13 protein-coding genes and 1 pseudogene are annotated in these 17,087 nt (G+C 72.8%); 7 read left to right on the top strand and 7 right to left on the bottom strand.

The features are described 5' to 3' along the window. Positions 1-170 precede the first annotated feature (170 nt). The gene (locus tag ACIF80_RS35925) at positions 171-809 is read left to right on the top strand and encodes a hypothetical protein (RefSeq protein ID WP_399812810.1); all 639 of its coding nucleotides are present in this window, start codon (positions 171-173) and stop codon (positions 807-809) included. Positions 810-889: 80 nt separating this feature from the next. Here ACIF80_RS35925 and ACIF80_RS35930 read toward each other — a convergent pair. The 4 genes and pseudogenes from ACIF80_RS35930 to speB all read right to left on the bottom strand — a co-directional run. Next, positions 890-1,000: pseudogene (locus tag ACIF80_RS35930) on the bottom strand (alpha/beta hydrolase); the annotation flags it as partial. A gap of 457 nt (positions 1,001-1,457) precedes the next feature. After that, entirely contained in the window at positions 1,458-2,723 is a 1,266-nt protein-coding gene (locus ACIF80_RS35935; protein ID WP_399812813.1) for an MFS transporter, read from the bottom strand. A 79-nt stretch (positions 2,724-2,802) separates the two neighbouring features. Continuing rightward, positions 2,803-4,488: a thiamine pyrophosphate-binding protein gene (locus ACIF80_RS35940; RefSeq protein ID WP_399812815.1), complete on the bottom strand. Its 1,686-nt coding sequence runs from the start codon at positions 4,486-4,488 to the stop codon at positions 2,803-2,805. Further along, on the bottom strand, positions 4,485-5,465 hold the full coding sequence (gene speB, locus ACIF80_RS35945) for an agmatinase (RefSeq protein WP_399812817.1): 981 nt from the start codon (positions 5,463-5,465) through the stop codon (positions 4,485-4,487). The genes ACIF80_RS35940 and speB overlap by 4 nt, the downstream gene beginning before the upstream one ends. Before the next feature lie 175 nt (positions 5,466-5,640). Here speB and ACIF80_RS35950 point away from each other — a divergent pair, with 175 nt between their 5' ends. Further along, positions 5,641-7,227: a helix-turn-helix domain-containing protein gene (locus tag ACIF80_RS35950; protein WP_399812819.1), complete on the top strand. Its 1,587-nt coding sequence runs from the start codon at positions 5,641-5,643 to the stop codon at positions 7,225-7,227. Between the two features lie 116 nt (positions 7,228-7,343). Beyond that, entirely contained in the window at positions 7,344-8,144 is an 801-nt protein-coding gene (locus ACIF80_RS35955) for a phosphatase (protein WP_399812822.1), read from the top strand. 8 nt (positions 8,145-8,152) lie between these two features. On the opposite strand, the gene ACIF80_RS35960 is transcribed toward ACIF80_RS35955, so the two are convergent. From ACIF80_RS35960 to ACIF80_RS35970, 3 genes are all read right to left on the bottom strand, one after another. Continuing rightward, entirely contained in the window at positions 8,153-9,049 is an 897-nt protein-coding gene (locus tag ACIF80_RS35960) for an acyl-CoA thioesterase (protein WP_399812825.1), read from the bottom strand. 47 nt (positions 9,050-9,096) lie between these two features. Beyond that, positions 9,097-10,254 (bottom strand): acyl-CoA dehydrogenase family protein, encoded by a 1,158-nt coding sequence (locus tag ACIF80_RS35965; RefSeq protein WP_399812828.1) that lies wholly within the window; start codon positions 10,252-10,254, stop codon positions 9,097-9,099. A 274-nt stretch (positions 10,255-10,528) separates the two neighbouring features. Then, positions 10,529-11,125 (bottom strand): TetR/AcrR family transcriptional regulator, encoded by a 597-nt coding sequence (locus ACIF80_RS35970; RefSeq protein WP_399812830.1) that lies wholly within the window; start codon positions 11,123-11,125, stop codon positions 10,529-10,531. 86 nt (positions 11,126-11,211) lie between these two features. Between ACIF80_RS35970 and ACIF80_RS35975 the strand changes: the two genes are divergently transcribed. From ACIF80_RS35975 to ACIF80_RS35990, 4 genes are read left to right on the top strand one after another with little or no spacing between them, the layout of a single operon-like run. Then, on the top strand, positions 11,212-12,828 hold the full coding sequence (locus tag ACIF80_RS35975; RefSeq protein WP_399812832.1) for a carboxyl transferase domain-containing protein: 1,617 nt from the start codon (positions 11,212-11,214) through the stop codon (positions 12,826-12,828). Positions 12,829-12,869: 41 nt separating this feature from the next. Further along, positions 12,870-14,810 carry an acetyl-CoA carboxylase biotin carboxylase subunit gene (locus tag ACIF80_RS35980; RefSeq protein ID WP_399812834.1) on the top strand — a complete coding sequence of 647 codons (1,941 nt, stop codon included), beginning with the start codon at positions 12,870-12,872 and terminating at the stop codon, positions 14,808-14,810. Further along, positions 14,807-15,754, top strand: coding sequence for a hydroxymethylglutaryl-CoA lyase (locus ACIF80_RS35985; RefSeq protein ID WP_399812836.1), 948 nt, complete (start codon positions 14,807-14,809; stop codon positions 15,752-15,754). The genes ACIF80_RS35980 and ACIF80_RS35985 overlap by 4 nt, the downstream gene beginning before the upstream one ends. A 5-nt stretch (positions 15,755-15,759) precedes the next feature. Then, positions 15,760-16,923 (top strand): acyl-CoA dehydrogenase family protein, encoded by a 1,164-nt coding sequence (locus ACIF80_RS35990; protein WP_399812839.1) that lies wholly within the window; start codon positions 15,760-15,762, stop codon positions 16,921-16,923. Positions 16,924-17,087: the final 164 nt, after the last annotated feature.

A 17,087-nucleotide genomic window follows, 5' to 3' on the forward strand; every position in this document is an offset into this window, starting at 1 on the left:
GGGGGCTTCCGGGGGGCGGGCTGGTCGTCGTTGATCACCGTCCTCCAGAAGTGACCCGCCCACGTGAAAACTGTGAGCACATCTGCCCCTACTGCCCAGATGTCACTCATTTGAGCACCTAAGGGACATTTCCCTGCCGACTGCTCACGGTTTTCGGCAAGGTAGCCGCCATGAGCCCGCACCTCAGGCACAGCCCCAACCCCCACGGCACGGGGCAGGTGATCAGCACCGTACGCACTCTCATGCGCGCGGATGGCCTGAACGTGCCCCTGGCCACCATCGCCCGGAACTGCGGCACCACCCGCAACTTCCTCTACCAGAACTGGAGATCCGTCACCGCGCTGCATCTGCACGCACTCCAGGCCGAGCTTGCGCACGCCTTCGCCACGGCGGACCGCGTCTGCCCGAGCGACGGCACGGTTCCGGGAATCACCGAGCACCTGACGGAGGTGGTCCGCACCGTTCGCCGTCACCCGGCCACGGCTGCCATCGCCCGGTCCTCACCCAGGGAGTTCGCGGCGGCGCACACGGCGCTCGACGGACCGCTGGTGGGGATCGTGACGGACCGCATCAGTGATCTGCTCCATCCCCTCTGCCCGCACGGCGGAATCCGGGGCGACCGCGCGCTGGCCTCCAGGCCGTGGAAGATCCTGTGGATCGCCCGCCCCGCAGCCCTCTGCCCCGAAGCCGTCGGCGACCGGCTCCGGGAGGACACCCTGGACAACGCCTTCACCGCATTGCTGAGCGACCTGCTGGAGCCCTGGGCCTCCGCACCGGAACCCTGCCGGCACTCCAGTGCGGTTTCGTGATCCACCCGGCGAGCCGTGGCTGAGCACCGCAATTGGCCGGTGGGTGTTCAGGGACGCAGGTGGACCTGGTGGTGTCGCGATCAGCCGACGGCGGGGAGCTGCTGAGCGAAGCGGCGGACGGCACCAGTGAAGGCGTCCGGATCGTCGAAGTTCGCGAGATGCCTTGCCCGCGGGATCAACTCGACCACGGCGAGGGTCGCGCGGGTCAGTCTCACGGAGTCAACCACCTGGTGTCGTAGTCGCGGAGTACGGCGGAGGGATCGTCCCAAGGGGAGGCGGAGCGGATCACTGCCCGGATCAGGCAGTCTTCGCAGGTTCCTCGTTGCCAACGGCCCGCCACCCCTCACGATGAACATCACGCCATTCACCGGCAGAGGTCTTCGCACGGATTCTCGGCTGTCCGCACGATCAGTCCGCGTGCGTCGGGGCGGACATCCGCAGGAGGGCCGGAAGGGCGTGCTCGGCCCGCAGCCGGTCAAGTGGTCGGCATTCTGCGGGCATCGGACGATCGGCCCCCGAGTGAGGCGAGTCGATCCGGGGGCCCACCCTTTCCCGTGGTGCTCGGCGACACCGCTTCGAGCACCACGGGACCCCGAGCACCACGGGCGCACCACACCTTCCCTGGTTGACCGGCGTCTTGGCCCGGGACTACCGGGCGCGGGCCACGAAGGGGCGGGAGAGGACGGTGACGGTGACGGAGAGGGCGGCCAGGGCGGTGATCGTGGAGCCGGGGCCCAGGTGCAGGGCGACGCCGCCGGCGAGCGCGGCTCCGATGCCCTGCCAGGTCATCCGGCCGGCGGACTCCACCCCCTGGACCTGGCCGCGGACCGGGTCGGGGGTCAGCGCGAGAAGCTGTTCCTGGAGCGGCAGGGTCGCGGCGAACCCGGCACCGGCCACGAACACCGCGACCGCCGCCACCGCGGTGGGCGGGCTCGCGGCGAACAGCAGGTACGGCGCGGCGAGCAGCAGCCGCAGGGCGAACGCGCAGCGGCGCCGCCGGCCGGCGGTGAGCAGTCGCCCGACGGTCAGGTCTCCGAGGAGCATGCCGGCCGAACCGGCGGCCAGGAGGACGCCGGCGTGCTCCGGGTCGTAGGAGATGAACAGGGCCTCGCAGCCGACGATCAGGCCGTTGGGAACCCACAGGTTCAGCAGCAGCACACGTCTGCCGGGGTGGGAGAAGAGCTCGACGTTGGCCGCCCAGGTCCGGCGCGGTCCGGAGCGCGGTCCGGGGCGGGGTCCGGGGCGGCCCGGACCGGCCGGACGGGTCGAGTACTCCCGGACGGTCGTCGCCACGGCGACCAGCCCGAGTCCGGTCAGGACGGCGGCGACGACGAAGACGTCGTGCGGGCTCAGGTGGCGGAGCAGGACCGCGCCGACGGCGAAGCCGAGGATGGCCGTGCCGCCCGAGGTGATGTTCATCAGCGACCGGGCGAGCGCGTACGCGGAGGCCGGTACGACTTCGGCGAGCAGCCCCATCCGCGCTCCGGTGCCGAGGGACTGGAAGAACCCCAGTACCAGAAGGAGCCCGAACCGGGCGGCCAGGGGCAGTCCCGGGACCGCCTGTGCGGCAACGCCCGCCAGGGAGACGCACTGGAGCGTGACGAGGGTTCGGCGAGGACGCTTCCCGTCCGCGACCGACATCAGTGTCAGTGCGCCGAGCACCATCGCGAACGTGGCGCCGTACATGCTCACGGCCGTCAGGAAAGGGGACCCGGTCCGGTCGTTGACCAGCGTGCCGAGCGCGAAGCCCGACAGGGTGCTCGCGGCGACCGTCAGCGTGAAGCCGGCGTACAGGCCGGCGAACTCACGGTTGCGGAGCAGAGCGCGGTAGCCGGTGGCGGGGATCGCGGTGGGTGCAGAAGCGGGGGCGGGAGAGGGCGCGGAAACGTCGGCGGAAGCGTTGTCGGAAGGCATGAAAAAAGCCTCCGGATGTGCCCGCTGGGCGCCGGAGGCCAACTCGTACAGTCTAACAGGGAGTTCGGCCGGCGGCCGCTCAGTCCAGGTGCGTGGGTGCGAACATCCGCAGGACGGCGGGGAGGACGACCACGGACGGGCCCGGGGTGGCCAGGGCCGCCGCCAGGTCGCGTTCCAGCGTCTCGGGGGTGGTGCGTACGCCGGGGACGCCGAAGGACTCCGCCAGGGCGACGTGGTCCGGGCCGGTCAGTTCGGTGGCGATGGGCTCGCCGTAGGCGTCGGTCATGTACTGGCGCAGGATGCCGTAGCCGCCGTCGTCGACGATCAGCCAGGTGACGTCGAGGTCGTACTGGCGGGCCGTGGCCAGCTCGGCGACGGAGTACAGGGCGCCGCCGTCCCCGGAGACCGCGAGGACCGGGCGGGTGGGGTCGGCGACCGCCGCGCCGAGGGCGGCCGGGAGACCGTAGCCGAGGCCGCCGGCGCCCTGGGCGGAGTGCAGCTGGTTGGGGCCCTTGGCGTCGAAGGCGGACCAGGCCCAGTAGGCCAGGATCGTCATGTCCCAGAAGGACGGCGCGTCGTCGGGCAGGGCGCGGCGGACGGACGCCAGCACCTCCTGCTCCAGGGTGAGGTCCTGGGCGGCGATGCGTTCGGCGACCTTCGACAACAGCGTGCGGACGCGTTCCGGTGCCGTCGCGTCCTCGCGCGGCTCCACCGTCTCCAGCAGGGCCTGGAGCGCGAGGCGCGCGTCCGCGTGGATGCCGAGCGCCGGGTGGTTGGACTCCAGCTTGCCGAGGTCGGCCTCGATCTGGACGATCCGGCCGCGCGGCGTGAACGTGTGGTAGTTCGAGGAGAGTTCGCCCAGTCCTGAGCCCACGACCAGGAGCACGTCGGCGTCCTCCAGGAAGTCCGTCGTGTGGCGGTCCTCCAGCCAGGACTGCAACGACAGCGGATGCGTCCAGGGGAAGGCACCCTTGCCGCCGGGCGTGGTGACGACCGGTGCCCGGAGGAGTTCGGCGAGCTTGCGGAGCTTGCCCGAGGCGTCGGAGCGGACCACTCCCCCGCCCGCGATGATCGCGGGGCGCTCCGCGTGCGTCAGCCAGTGGGCGGCGAGCGCGGTCAGTTCGGGGCGCGGGGGCAGTTCGTCGGGGGTGGCGTCCATGGCCGTCACGACCGGCAGGGCCGTCGGGGCGTCCAGGACGTCCTGCGGGATCTCCACCCACACGGGACCGTGCGGCACCGTGAGCGCCGACTGCCAGGCCGCCGTGATCGCCGACGGGATCTGGGAGGCGGTGCGCACGGTGTGGACGGACTTGACCACGCCCCGGAACGAGGCCGCCTGGTCGGGCAGTTCGTGCAGGTAGCCGCGCCGGCCGCCGCCCAGTCCGGCGGTCGGCACCTGACTGCCGATCGCCAGCACGGGGGCGGACGCGGCGGCGGCCTCCTGGAGCGCGGGCAGCGCGGTCAGCGCGCCCGGTCCGGCCGACAGCAGCAGCGGGGCCGCCTCGCCGGTGACGCGGCCGTACGCGTCCGCCGCGAACCCGGCGTTGTTCTCCACCCGCAGGCCGACGTACCTGAGGTCCGAGCGGCGCAGGGCGTCGAACACGCCGAGCGCGTGCTGGCCGGGCAACCCGAAGACGGTGGTCGCGCCGAGGCCTGTCAGGGTCTCCACGACCAGGTCACCGCCGGTGCGGCCGTCGGGCGGGTTCAGCGCGGCCTCGGTCTGGGCCGGGGTCGGGCGGAGCACCAGGTCGTGGTCGTGGGTCACTTGCCCTCGTTCTCCTTACGGGCCTCTGCGATCTGGCGGGACATGATCGTGGTCAGTTCGTACGCCGTGTGGGAGGCGGCGACCGAGGTGATCTCCGCGTGATCGTATGCGGGGGCCACCTCGACGAGGTCCGCCGAGACCAGGTTGCAGGAGGCCAGCCCGCGCAGGATCTCGAGGAGTTCGCGGGAGGTCAGGCCGCCGGCCTCGGGGGTTCCGGTGCCGGGGGCGTGCGCCGGGTCCAGGCAGTCGATGTCGATGGAGATGTACAGCGGGCGGTCGCCGATGCGCTGCCTCAGCTGGTCGGCGACCTCGTCGGCGCCCCGGCGGTACACGTCCGCCGAGGTGACGATGCCGAAGCCCATCTTCTCGTCGTCGGTGAGGTCCTGCCGGCCGTAGAGCGGGCCGCGGATGCCGACGTGGGAGAGGGCGGAGGTGTCGAGGATGCCCTCCTCCACGGCCCGGCGGAACGGGGTGCCGTGCGTGTACTCGGCGCCGAAGTAGGTGTCCCAGGTGTCCAGGTGGGCATCGAAGTGGAGCAGCGCGACCGGGCCGTGCTTCTTGGCGACCGAGCGGAGCAGCGGCAGGGCGATGGTGTGGTCGCCGCCGAGGGTCATCAGACGGGCGCCGGTGCCGAGCAGGTCGTCGGCGGCGGCCTCGACGGTCTCGACGGCCTCGTTGATGTTGAACGGGTTGACGGCGATGTCGCCGCCGTCCGCGACCTGGGCGAGGGCGAAGGGGGAGGCGTCCTGCGCGGGGTTGTAGGGGCGCAGCAGCCGGGACGCCTCACGGATGGCGTTGCCGCCGAAGCGGGCGCCCGGCCGGTAGGAGACGCCGGAGTCGAACGGCACGCCCACCACGGCGATGTCCGTGCGGCCGACCTCGTCGAGCCGGGGCAGCCGGGCGAAGGTCGCGGGGCCCGCGTACCGGGGGACGCGGGAGGAATCGACGGGCCCGCGGGGCGTCTCGTTGCTGCTCATGGGTACTGCCTTCTTTCCTACGCTTCGCCGCGTATGCACTGCCTGCCGCATGACTTTACCGGCGCCGGGGACCTGGTTCCCGGTCGCACTGTCGGCGACGTTAGGTGGCAGGAAAGCGGCTGCAAAGTGTACGTTTCATCCACTTCGAACGAGCGACATGGAGGAAACGTCCACCATGCCGGACCCCACGGCTCCCCCCACGCCTCCGGTGCCCCTGGACGCGCTCCTGGCACGGGAGGACCTGGGCCTGCGCCGGGTCGCCGGTCCGTCGGACCCCGGCATCGTGGTGCGCTGGGCGCACACCTCGGAGATGGCCGACCCGTACCCGTACCTGCTCGGCGGTGAGCTGCTGCTGTCGGCGGGCGTGCACATCCCGGACGGGGCGGGCCCGGGGTACTTCGACGCCTATGTGTCCCGGATCGTGGCGGCGGGCGGCGCGGCGCTCGGTTTCGGTCTGGCGCCGGTGCACGACGCCGTGCCCCGGGCGCTGGCCGCGGCCTGCGACCTCCAGGGGCTGCCGCTCCTGGAGGTGCCGCCGCGGACCACGTTCTCCGGGGTGGCCCGCGCGGTGTGGCAGCTGATGGCGCAGGCCCGGCTGGCGGAGCTGCGCCGCGTGACGGAGGCCCACCGCAGCCTCGCCTCGGCCGCCGCCCGCCCGGACCCGGTCCCCTCGGTCCTGCACCGCCTCTCCCGGCACCTGGACGGCCGGGCGGTCCTCTTCGGCCCGGAGGGCACGGAGATCGCCGCCGCGGGCCGTGCCCTGGGCGGGGAGACCGACGCGGCCCTGGCGAAACTGGCCGAGGTGGTACGGCCGGCGGGCCCGGACGAGCACCGGCCGGACCCGACGGGCGGAACGGGGCCCGGGGCGGTCCCCGGGGCCGCCGGTCCGGGGTCCCCGGCCGGGCAGGCGCGGCCCCGCCCCTCGCCCGCCTCCGCCACGGACACGGTCGCCGGGGTCCGGCTGGCCGCCTACGCGCTCGGGGCCGGGCACGGGTTCGTGCTGGGCGTCGCGGCCCCGTCGCGGGACTCCGGGGACCACACCATCGCGTCCGTGGCCGCGGTGCTGCTCTCCCTGCTGACCGGTGAGCAGCAGAGCGGTACCGGCGCGGCCCGCTCCGCCGCGCTCGTACGGCTGCTGCTGGGGAGCGCGCCGGAGGAGGTGGCGCCGTTGCTCGGCGGTGAACGGTGGCGGGTCGTGCACGCGCGCCGGGCCGTACGGCCCTCGGAGGCACGGTCCCCGGAGGCGCGGTCCCCGGACGCCCTGGCGGCCTCCGCGCTCGGCGCGGCGCTCGGGTCGGCGCTGGTGGATCCGGCGGACGGGATCGTGCGGGTGCTCGTGCCGGCCGGACGGGAGCCGGAGACGCAGCCGGGCTGGACCCTGGGGGTCAGCGCCGACGTCGCCCCGTACGACTGGCCGGCGGCCGACACCCAGGCGGCCCGCGCGCTGGCCCGCGCCCGTGCCACCCGGGTCCCGATCGTCGTGCACGGCGCCCGCCCCGCACTGGACGACCTGGTTCCCGCGGCGGACGCCCGGGCCCACGCCCGCATGCTGCTCGCCCCGCTGGCGGGCACGCCCGCGCTCACCGACACCCTGCGCACCTGGCTTTCCCTGCACGGCAGTTGGGACCGCACCGCGGTGGCCCTGTCCGTGCACCGCAACACCGTGCGGCAGCGGATCGCCCGGTGCGCGGCCCTGCTGGACGCCGACCTGGACGACCCGGACGTCCGCATGAACCTGTGGTTCGCCCTGCGCCGCACCTGACCCCCGGACCACGGCGACCCTGAGTACGCGTACGGATGCCGTCCGAGTACGTGACGCACGTCCCAGGGGGCGACACCCCAGGGACGCCCGCCCCGGCCTGCTCCACAATGGGAGGCATGCCGATATCCGGGACGCCCAGCCGCGCCGAACTCCTCGTCCACCTTGCCGCCACGCGCATCGCCGGCGATGTCGCCACCCCGCGCGAGAACAATCTCTCCCACTACCGCAAGCTGGCGAACGGCGACCGCCACTACTGGCTCGGCCTGGAGCTCGGCGACCGCTGGAGCGACGAGCAGGACGTGCTCGCGGTGATGGCGGAGCGGGCCGGGGTCAGCGACGAGGCCGAGCACCGGTACGGCCAGGACACCATCGATCCGGAGCTGACCGTGGCCGCCCTGGAGCGGATGGCGGGGCGGCTGCGGAAGGCGGCGGACGGGCAGCAGCGGGTGCTGTTCGCCACCGGTCATCCCGGCGGCCTGCTCGACGTGCACCGTGCCACGGCCGCCGCGCTGCGCGCCGCCGGCTGCGAGATCGTGGTGATCCCGGACGGGCTGGCCACGGACGAGGGCTACGTGATGCAGTTCGCGGACGTGGCGGTGCTGGAGCACGGGGCCACCCTGTGGCACACCCACTCCGGTGAGCCGATGAAGGCCATTCTCACCGCCCTGGAACGCGAGGGCCGTCCGCTGCCCGACCTGGTGGTCGCCGACCACGGCTGGGCGGGCTACGCGGGGCAGCACGGCGTCGACTCCGTCGGCTACGCGGACTGCAACGACCCGGCGCTGTTCCTGGCCGAGGCGGAGGGCACCGTCCAGGTGACGGTCCCCCTCGACGACCACGTGGTCAGCCCCCGCCACTACGACCCGATGACGGCGTACCTGCTGGCGGAGGCGGGACTGGACCAGGGCGCCCGTTAGGACGGGCGTCAGGAGGGCCGAGGGGCCTCCTCGCGCGGGACGCGGACCAGGCCCTCCTGGATGACCGAGACCGCGAGGCGGCCGTCCTGGGTGTAGATGCGGGCCTGGCCGAGGCCCCGGCCGCCGTGCGTGGACGGGGAGTGCTGGTCGTACAGCAGCCATTCGTCGGCGCGGAACGGGCGGTGGAACCACATGGCGTGGTCGAGGGAGGCCCCGACCACGTCCCCCACCGCCCAGCCGCCGCGGCCGTGCGCGAGCAGCACCGAGTCCAGCAGCGTCATGTCGGAGACGTAGGTGGCGAGGACGACGTGCAGCAGGGGTTCGTCGACCTCGCCGCCGAGCTTGCCGTTGGTGCGGAACCACACCTGGGAGTGGGGTTCGCGGGGCTCGCCGAAGCGGCCGTAGGGCGGCTCGTCGACGTAGCGCAGGTCCACGGCCCCGCGGGCCTCCAGGAAGCGCTCGACGACCTCGGGGGCGAGGTGCCGGTAGTCGCGCAGCCGTGCCTGGGAGGTGGGCAGCGTGTCCGGGTCGGGCGCGGACGGCATCGGCTCCTGGTGTTCCAGGCCCTCCTCGTGCGTCTGGAAGGACGCCGAGAGGTGGAAGATCGGCTTGCCGTGCTGGACCGCGACGACCCGCCGGGTGGTGAAGGAGCGGCCGTCACGGATCCGGTCGACGGTGTACACGATGGGCGCGCCGGCGTCGCCGGGGCGCAGGAAGTACGCGTGCAGGGAGTGGGCGGGCCGGTCCGCGGGGACGGTCCGCCCGGCGGCGACCAGCGCCTGCGCGGCGACCTGCCCGCCGAAGACGCGGGGGACGACGGCGAAGCGGGACTGGCCGCGGAAGATGTTCTCCTCGATCTGCTCGAGGTCGAGCAGATCGAGGAGTTCCTGTAGTGCCTGGCTCATGGGGTCAGTTGTACCGGTGCTCGTAGAGGCCAGGGATGTCGGACGTCCTACAGGCCCATGTCCTTGGCGATGATCGTCTTCATGATCTCGCTGGTGCCGCCGTAGATGCGGTTGACGCGGTTGTCCGCGTACAGGCGGGCGATCGGGTACTCGTTCATGTAGCCGTAGCCGCCGTGCAGCTGGAGGCAGCGGTCGATGACCCGGTGCGCGACCTCGGTGCAGAACAGCTTGGCGGAGGCGGCCTCGGCGGGGGTGAGTTCGCCCGCGTCCAGGGCCTCGGTGGCGCGGTCGGCGACGGCCTGGGCGGCGTCCACCTCGGCCTGGCAGGCGGCCAGCTCGAACTTGGTGTTCTGGAAGTGGGCGACCGGCTTGCCGAAGACGGTGCGCTCCTGCACGTACTGCTTGGCGAACCGGACGGCGGCGGCGGCCTGGGCGTAGGCGCCGTAGGCGATGCCCCAGCGCTCGGAGGCCAGGTTGTGGCCGAGGTAGGAGAAGCCCTTGTTCTCCTCGCCGAGGAGGTCCTCGACGGGGACCTTGACGTCGACGAACGCCAGCTCGGCGGTGTCGGAGGTCTTCAGGCCGAGCTTGTCGAGCTTGCGTCCGACGGAGTAGCCCTCGGACTTGGTGTCGACGGCGAACAGGGAGATGCCGTGGCGGCGGTCCTCCGCGGTCGGGGCGGCGGTGCGGGCGCAGACGATCACCTTGTCGGCGTGGACGCCGCCGGTGATGAAGGTCTTGGCGCCGTTGAGGACGTAGTGGGTGCCGTCCTCGCTCAGCTTGGCGGTGGTCTTCATGCCCGCGAGGTCGGAGCCGGTGCCCGGCTCGGTCATCGCGATGGCCCACATCTCCTCGCCGGTGACGAACTTGGGCAGGTAGCGCTTCTTCTGCTCGTCGGTGGCGAGCATCTTGAGGTACGGCAGGGCGAGCAGCACGTGCACGCCGGAGCCGCCGAACTGCACGCCGGCGCGAGCGGTCTCCTCGTAGAGGACGGCCTCGAACTTGTGGGTGTCCATGCCCGCGCCGCCGAACTCCTCGGGCACGCTGATCCCGAAGATGCCCAGCTCACCGAGCTTGTAGTAGAAGTCGCGGGGCGCCTGGCCCGCCGCGAACCACTCGTCGTAGACCGGGACGACCTCGGCCTCGATGAAGTCGCGGATGGTCTCCCGGAAAGCCTCGTGGTCCTCGTTGAACACCGTACGGCGCACGCCGCCGCCCTCCTTCGCGCCTGGTCCGGCGCCGCTGTCGCGTTCCTGGTTGCCCGACGTCGGGGCGCCCCACTGCCTGGCCGCCCGACGTGCCTAAGCGCTTGCTCAGAGACTCAACCGTACCGGCGAGTAGCCAAAGCCGTCCAGACCGTGAGCCCCGTAACGCTCGTCACGTGCGCCGGGGCCGGGGCGGCGTGGAGGCCCGGGCGCCGTGGAGGACCGGCAGGGTGAGTCCGGGAGGGTGGGCCCGGGGCCGGACCGGACCGGCCGGCGGTCAGGCCGAGTCCGCCGCGGCGAAGGCGCCGCGGGCCATCCGGTGCAGGAGGGCCGCCGTCGTGGCGCGGCCGGGCAGGGAGCCGGTCCGGGTGAGGTGCGGGGTGGAGTTGAGCAGCCCGAACACGGAGTGCACGGCCGAGCGGGCGGCGGGTTCGGCCAGGTCCGGGTACAGCGCGCGCACCACCCCGACCCACAGTTCGACGTACTGCCGCTGCAACTGCCGCACCAGCTTGCGGTCGGTGTCCCGGAGGCGGTCCAGCTCACGGTCGTGCAGGGTGATGAGGGGCCGGTCGTCGAGCGCGAAGTCGATGTGGCCCTCGATCAGTGAGTCCAGGACCACCTCGGGAGCCGCCCCGTCGACCTCCTTCAGGCGCTGTTTCGCGCCGGTGAGCAGCTGGCCGCTGATCCCCACCAGCAGCTCCGCGAGCATCGCGTCCTTGCCCGGGAAGTGCCGGTACAGGCCGGGGCCGCTGATGCCGACCGCGGCACCTATCTCGTCGACCCCGACTCCGTGGAAACCGCGCTCGGCGAACAGCCGCGCGGCCTCCTTGAGGATCTGCTCGCGGCGGGTCGGTGCGTCGGTTCTGGTGGCCATGGGAACGATTCTAGACAGCGGGGTTAGCGGTCGTTAACCTGAGGGAAATCCGTTAACGGTCATTAACCAGTCGAGGGGACCGGCAGATGGACGAGGCACCGGAACTTCACAGCGCGGCCGATCCCGCGTCGGAGTCCTTTCGGGCCAACGAGGAGGCGCACCGCGCACTCGTCGAGGAGCTGCGCGCCAAGCTGGCGGCGGCCGCGCTCGGCGGCGGCGAGCGGGCGCGGGCCCGGCACACCGCGCGGGGCAAACTGCTGCCCCGCGAGCGCGTGGACACCCTCCTCGACCCCGGTTCGCCCTTCCTGGAGCTGGCCCCGCTGGCGGCCGACGGGATGTACGAGGGGCAGGCCCCGGCGGCCGGGGTGATCGCCGGGATCGGGCGGGTCGCCGGGCGCGAGTGCGTGGTGGTCGCCAACGACGCGACCGTCAAGGGCGGCACGTACTACCCGATGACGGTGAAGAAGCACCTGCGCGCGCAGGAGGTGGCCCTGGACAACCGGCTGCCCTGCGTCTACCTGGTGGACTCCGGCGGCGCCTTCCTGCCGATGCAGGACGAGGTGTTCCCCGACCGGGACCACTTCGGGCGGATCTTCTACAACCAGGCCCGGATGTCCGGCGCCGGCATCCCGCAGATCGCGGCGGTGCTGGGCTCGTGCACGGCGGGCGGGGCGTACGTCCCGGCGATGAGCGACGAGGCGGTGATCGTCCGCGGCCAGGGCACGATCTTCCTCGGCGGCCCGCCCCTGGTGAAGGCGGCCACCGGCGAGGTGGTCACGGCGGAGGAACTGGGCGGCGGCGAGGTGCACGCGCGGGTCTCCGGCGTCACCGACCATCTCGCCGAGGACGACGCGCACGCGCTCAGGATCGTGCGGAACATCGTCGCGACCCTCCCGGCGCGCGGCCCGCTCCCCTGGGGGGTCGAGCAGGCCGTGGAGCCCAAGGTCGACCCGCTGTCGCTGTACGGCGCCGTCCCGGTCGACTCCCGTACGCCGTACGACGTGCGGGAGGTCATCGCGCGCGTGGTGGACGGGTCGCGTTTCGCCGAGTTCAAGGCGGAGTTCGGGCAGACCCTGGTCACCGGTTTCGCCCGGATCCACGGCCATCCGGTGGGGATCGTCGCCAACAACGGCATCCTGTTCTCCGAGTCGGCCCAGAAGGGCGCCCACTTCATCGAGCTGTGCGACCAGCGCGGCATCCCGCTGGTGTTCCTGCAGAACATCTCCGGCTTCATGGTCGGCAAGGACTACGAGGCCGGCGGCATCGCCAAGCACGGCGCCAAGATGGTGACGGCGGTGGCGTGCACACGGGTGCCGAAGCTGACGGTGGTGGTCGGCGGTTCGTACGGCGCGGGCAACTACTCGATGTGCGGCAGGGCGTACTCGCCCCGCTTCCTGTGGATGTGGCCGGGCGCCAAGATCTCGGTCATGGGCGGCGAACAGGCCGCCTCCGTGCTGGCGACGGTCAAACGCGACCAACTGGAGGCTCGCGGGGAGAGCTGGCCGGCCGAGGACGAGGACGCCTTCAAGGCGCCGGTCCGCGCGCAGTACGAGCGGCAGGGCAATGCCTACTACGCGACGGCCCGCCTGTGGGACGACGGGGTGATCGACCCGCTGGAGACCCGGCAGGTCCTGGGCCTGGCCCTGACCGCGTGCGCCAACGCGCCACTGGGCGACCCCCAGTTCGGCGTCTTCCGGATGTGAGGGGACCTCAGAGGATGGCGGATCAGACCATGTCGGGTCAGATGTTCGAGACAGTGCTGGTGGCGAACCGGGGCGAGATCGCCGTCCGGGTCGTCCGCACCCTGCGGTCGATGGGCGTGCGCTCGGTGGCCGTCTTCTCCGACGCGGACGCCGACGCCCGGCACGTCCGCGAGGCCGACACGGCGGTCCGGATCGGGCCGGCGCCGGCCGCGGAGAGCTATCTGTCGGTGGAGCGGCTGCTGGAGGCCGCCGCCCGCACCGGCGCCCGGGCGGTGCACCCGGGGTACGGGTTCCTCGCCGAGAACGCGGGGTTCGCGCGGGCCTGCGCCGAGGCGGGACTGGTGTTCGTCGGACCGCCGGCGGACGCGATCGCGCTGATGGGCGACAAGATCCGCGCGAAGGAGACGGTGCGGGCGGCCGGGGTCCCGGTCGTGCCCGGCTCCAGCGGCAGCGGTCTGACGGACGAGCAGCTCGCGGACGCGGCCCGGGAGATCGGCATGCCGGTGCTGCTGAAGCCGTCCGCGGGGGGCGGCGGCAAGGGCATGCGGCTGGTACGGGACCCGGAGCGGCTGGCCGACGAGATCGCCGCCGCGCGCCGCGAGGCCCGCGCCTCGTTCGGCGACGACACGCTGCTCGTCGAGCGGTGGATCGACCGCCCCCGGCACATCGAGATCCAGGTGCTGGCCGACGGCCACGGGGGCGTCGTCCACCTCGGTGAGCGCGAGTGCTCCCTCCAGCGCCGCCACCAGAAGATCGTCGAGGAGGCGCCCAGCGTCCTGCTGGACGAGGGGACCCGGGCCGCGATGGGCGAGGCGGCGGTCCAGGCGGCCCGCTCCTGCGGCTACCGGGGCGCGGGCACGGTGGAGTTCATCGTGCCGGGCAACGACCCGTCGTCGTACTACTTCATGGAGATGAACACCCGCCTCCAGGTGGAGCACCCGGTCACCGAACTGATCACGGGGCTGGACCTGGTGGAGTGGCAGCTGCGGGTCGCGGCGGGCGAGCGGCTCGGCTTCGCTCAGGAGGACGTCAGGCTCACCGGCCACGCCGTCGAGGCCCGTATCTGTGCCGAGGACCCCTCACGGGGCTTCCTCCCCTCCGGCGGCACGGTGCTGAGGCTGCGCGAGCCGCAGGGCGAGGGGGTGCGCACCGACTCCGGGCTCAGCGAGGGCACGGAGGTCGGCAGTCTCTACGACCCGATGCTGTCGAAGGTGATCGCGTACGGCCCCGACCGCGCGAGTGCGCTGCGCAGGCTCCGGGCGGCGCTCGCGGAGACGGTCACGCTGGGCGTGCCGACCAACGCCGGGTTCCTGCGGCGGCTGCTCGCGCACCCGGCGGTGGTGAGCGGCGACCTGGACACGGGCCTGGTGGAGCGCGAGGCGGAGAGCCTGGTCGCCACCGACGTGCCGGAGGAGGTGTACGAGGCGGCGGCGGCCGTACGGCTGGACGCGCTGCGTCCGCGCGGTGACGGCTGGACGGACCCGTTCTCGGAGCCGAGCGGCTGGCGCCTGGGGGGCACGCCGAAGCCGGTCGCGTTCCACCTCCGGGTCACCGACCCGGTGGAGCACACTCCGCGCGGCTCCCACACCGTCACCGAGGACCGGGTGTCGGTGACGGTGGACGGTGTCCGCCACACCTTCCACCGGGCCGGCGACTGGCTCGGCCGCGACGGCGACGCCTGGCACGTGCGCGACCACGACCCGGTCGCCGCGTCCCTGACCGGCGCGGGCCGGGCGGGCGCCGACTCGCTCACCGCGCCGATGCCCGGCACGGTGACGGTGGTGAAGGCCGCCGTCGGTGACGAGGTGGCGGCCGGCCAGAGCCTGCTGGTGGTGGAGGCGATGAAGATGGAGCACGTCATCTCCGCCCCGCACGCCGGCACGGTCACCGAACTCGACGTGGCCCCGGGCACGACGGTCGCCATGGACCAGGTACTGGCCGTCATCGCACCCGCGGCCACGGAGGAGGAGAGGACGGCATGAACGTCTCGGAAGCAGGCCTGCCCATGACCGTACCGGCCGGAGGGCTGCCCGCGCGGGTGCGGATCCACGAGGTGGGGGCGCGCGACGGCCTGCAGAACGAGAAGGCCGTCGTCCCGGCGGTGGTGAAGGCGGAGTTCATCCGCCGCCTGGCCGCGGCGGGCCTGACCACCATCGAGGCGACGAGCTTCGTCCACCCCCGCTGGGTCCCTCAACTGGCGGATGCGGAGCAGCTTTTTCCGCAGGTGAGCGACCTGCCCGTCGAGCTGCCGGTGCTGGTGCCCAATGGACGGGGCCTGGACCGCGCGCTGGCCCTCGGTGCCCGCCGGGTCGCGGTGTTCGCCAGCGCCACGGAGTCCTTCGCCCAGGCCAACCTCAACCGCACGGTGGACGAGGCGCTGGCGATGTTCGAGCCGGTGGTGACCCGGGCGAAGGCGGAGGACGTCCATGTCCGGGGCTATCTGTCGATGTGCTTCGGCGACCCCTGGGAGGGCGCCGTCCCCGTCGCCCAGGTGGTGAGGGTCTGCCGGGCCCTGCTGGACATGGGCTGCGACGAGCTGAGCCTGGGCGACACCATCGGCGTGGCGACCCCGGGCCACGTGAGCGCCCTGCTCGACGCGCTGACGGACGCTGGCGTACCGGTGTCCGCCCTGGGCGTCCACTTCCACGACACCTACGGCCAGGCGCTGTCCAACACGCTGACCGCGCTCCGGCACGGTGTCACCACGGTCGACGCGTCCGCGGGCGGGCTGGGCGGCTGCCCGTACGCGAAGTCGGCCACCGGCAACCTCGCCACCGAGGACCTCGTATGGATGCTGCGGGGCCTCGGCATCGAGACCGGGATCGACCTCGGCCGTCTGGTCGCCACAAGCGTCTGGATGGCCGCCCACCTGGGCCGAACCAGCCCGTCCCGCACCGTACGAGCCCTCTCCCACCAGGAGCAGTGAACGACATGGACCACAAGCTCTCCCCCGAACTGGAAGAACTCCGCCGTACGGTCGAGGAGTTCGCCCACGACGTCGTGGCGCCGAAGATCGGCGACTTCTACGAGCGGCACGAGTTCCCGTACGAGATCGTCCGCGAGATGGGCCGCATGGGGCTGTTCGGCCTGCCGTTCCCGGAGGAGTACGGCGGGATGGGCGGCGACTACTTCGCGCTGGGCGTGGCCCTGGAGGAACTGGCCCGGGTGGACTCGTCGGTGGCGATCACCCTGGAGGCCGGGGTCTCGCTGGGCGCGATGCCGCTGCACCTCTTCGGCACGGAGGAGCAGAAGCGCGCGTGGCTGCCCCGGCTGTGTACGGGCGAGATCCTGGGCGCGTTCGGGCTGACCGAGCCGGACGGCGGCAGCGACGCGGGCGCGACCCGCACCACGGCCCGCCTGGACGAGGCGACGGACGAATGGGTGATCAACGGCACGAAGTGCTTCATCACCAACTCGGGCACGGACATCACGGGCCTGGTCACGGTGACGGCGGTGACCGGACGGAAACCGGACGGCAGGCCGCTGATCTCGTCGATCATCGTCCCGTCGGGCACCCCGGGGTTCACGGTGGCGGCCCCGTACTCGAAGGTCGGCTGGAACGCGTCGGACACGCGGGAGCTGTCCTTCGCGGACGTACGGGTTCCGGCGGCGAACCTGCTGGGCGAAGAGGGCCGGGGCTACGCCCAGTTCCTGCGCATCCTCGACGAGGGACGCATCGCCATCGCGGCGCTGGGCACGGGTCTCGCCCAGGGCTGTGTGGACGAGTCGGTGAAGTACGCCAAGGAGCGGCATGCCTTCGGGCGGCCGATCGGCGCCAACCAGGCCATCCAGTTCAAGATCGCGGACATGGAGATGAAGGCCCACACCTCGCGCCTGGCGTGGCGGGACGCGGCGAGCCGTCTGGTGGCCGGCGAGCCCTTCAAGAAGGAGGCGGCGCTGGCCAAGCTGTACTCGTCCACGGTCGCCGTGGACAACGCCCGTGACGCCACCCAGATCCACGGCGGCTACGGCTTCATGAACGAGTATCCGGTGGCCCGCATGTGGCGCGACTCCAAGATCCTGGAGATCGGCGAGGGCACGAGCGAGGTCCAGCGCATGCTGATCGCCCGCGAGCTGGGGCTGCCGACGGGCTGACGGTCCAGGAGGCGGGCGGGGGGGGGGGGGGGGCCCCCCCCCCCCCCCCCCCCCCCCCCCCCCCCCCCCCACGCCCCGTACGCGCCTTGACGCGTCACGCAGGCGCCCGTACACGCCCTGTACGCATCATGGCCTTGTCCCGTACGGCTCCCGTACGGCTCCCG

The sequence above is a fragment of the Streptomyces sp. NPDC085927 genome (assembly GCF_044540975.1).
GTDB lineage: Bacteria > Actinomycetota > Actinomycetes > Streptomycetales > Streptomycetaceae > Streptomyces > Streptomyces hirsutus.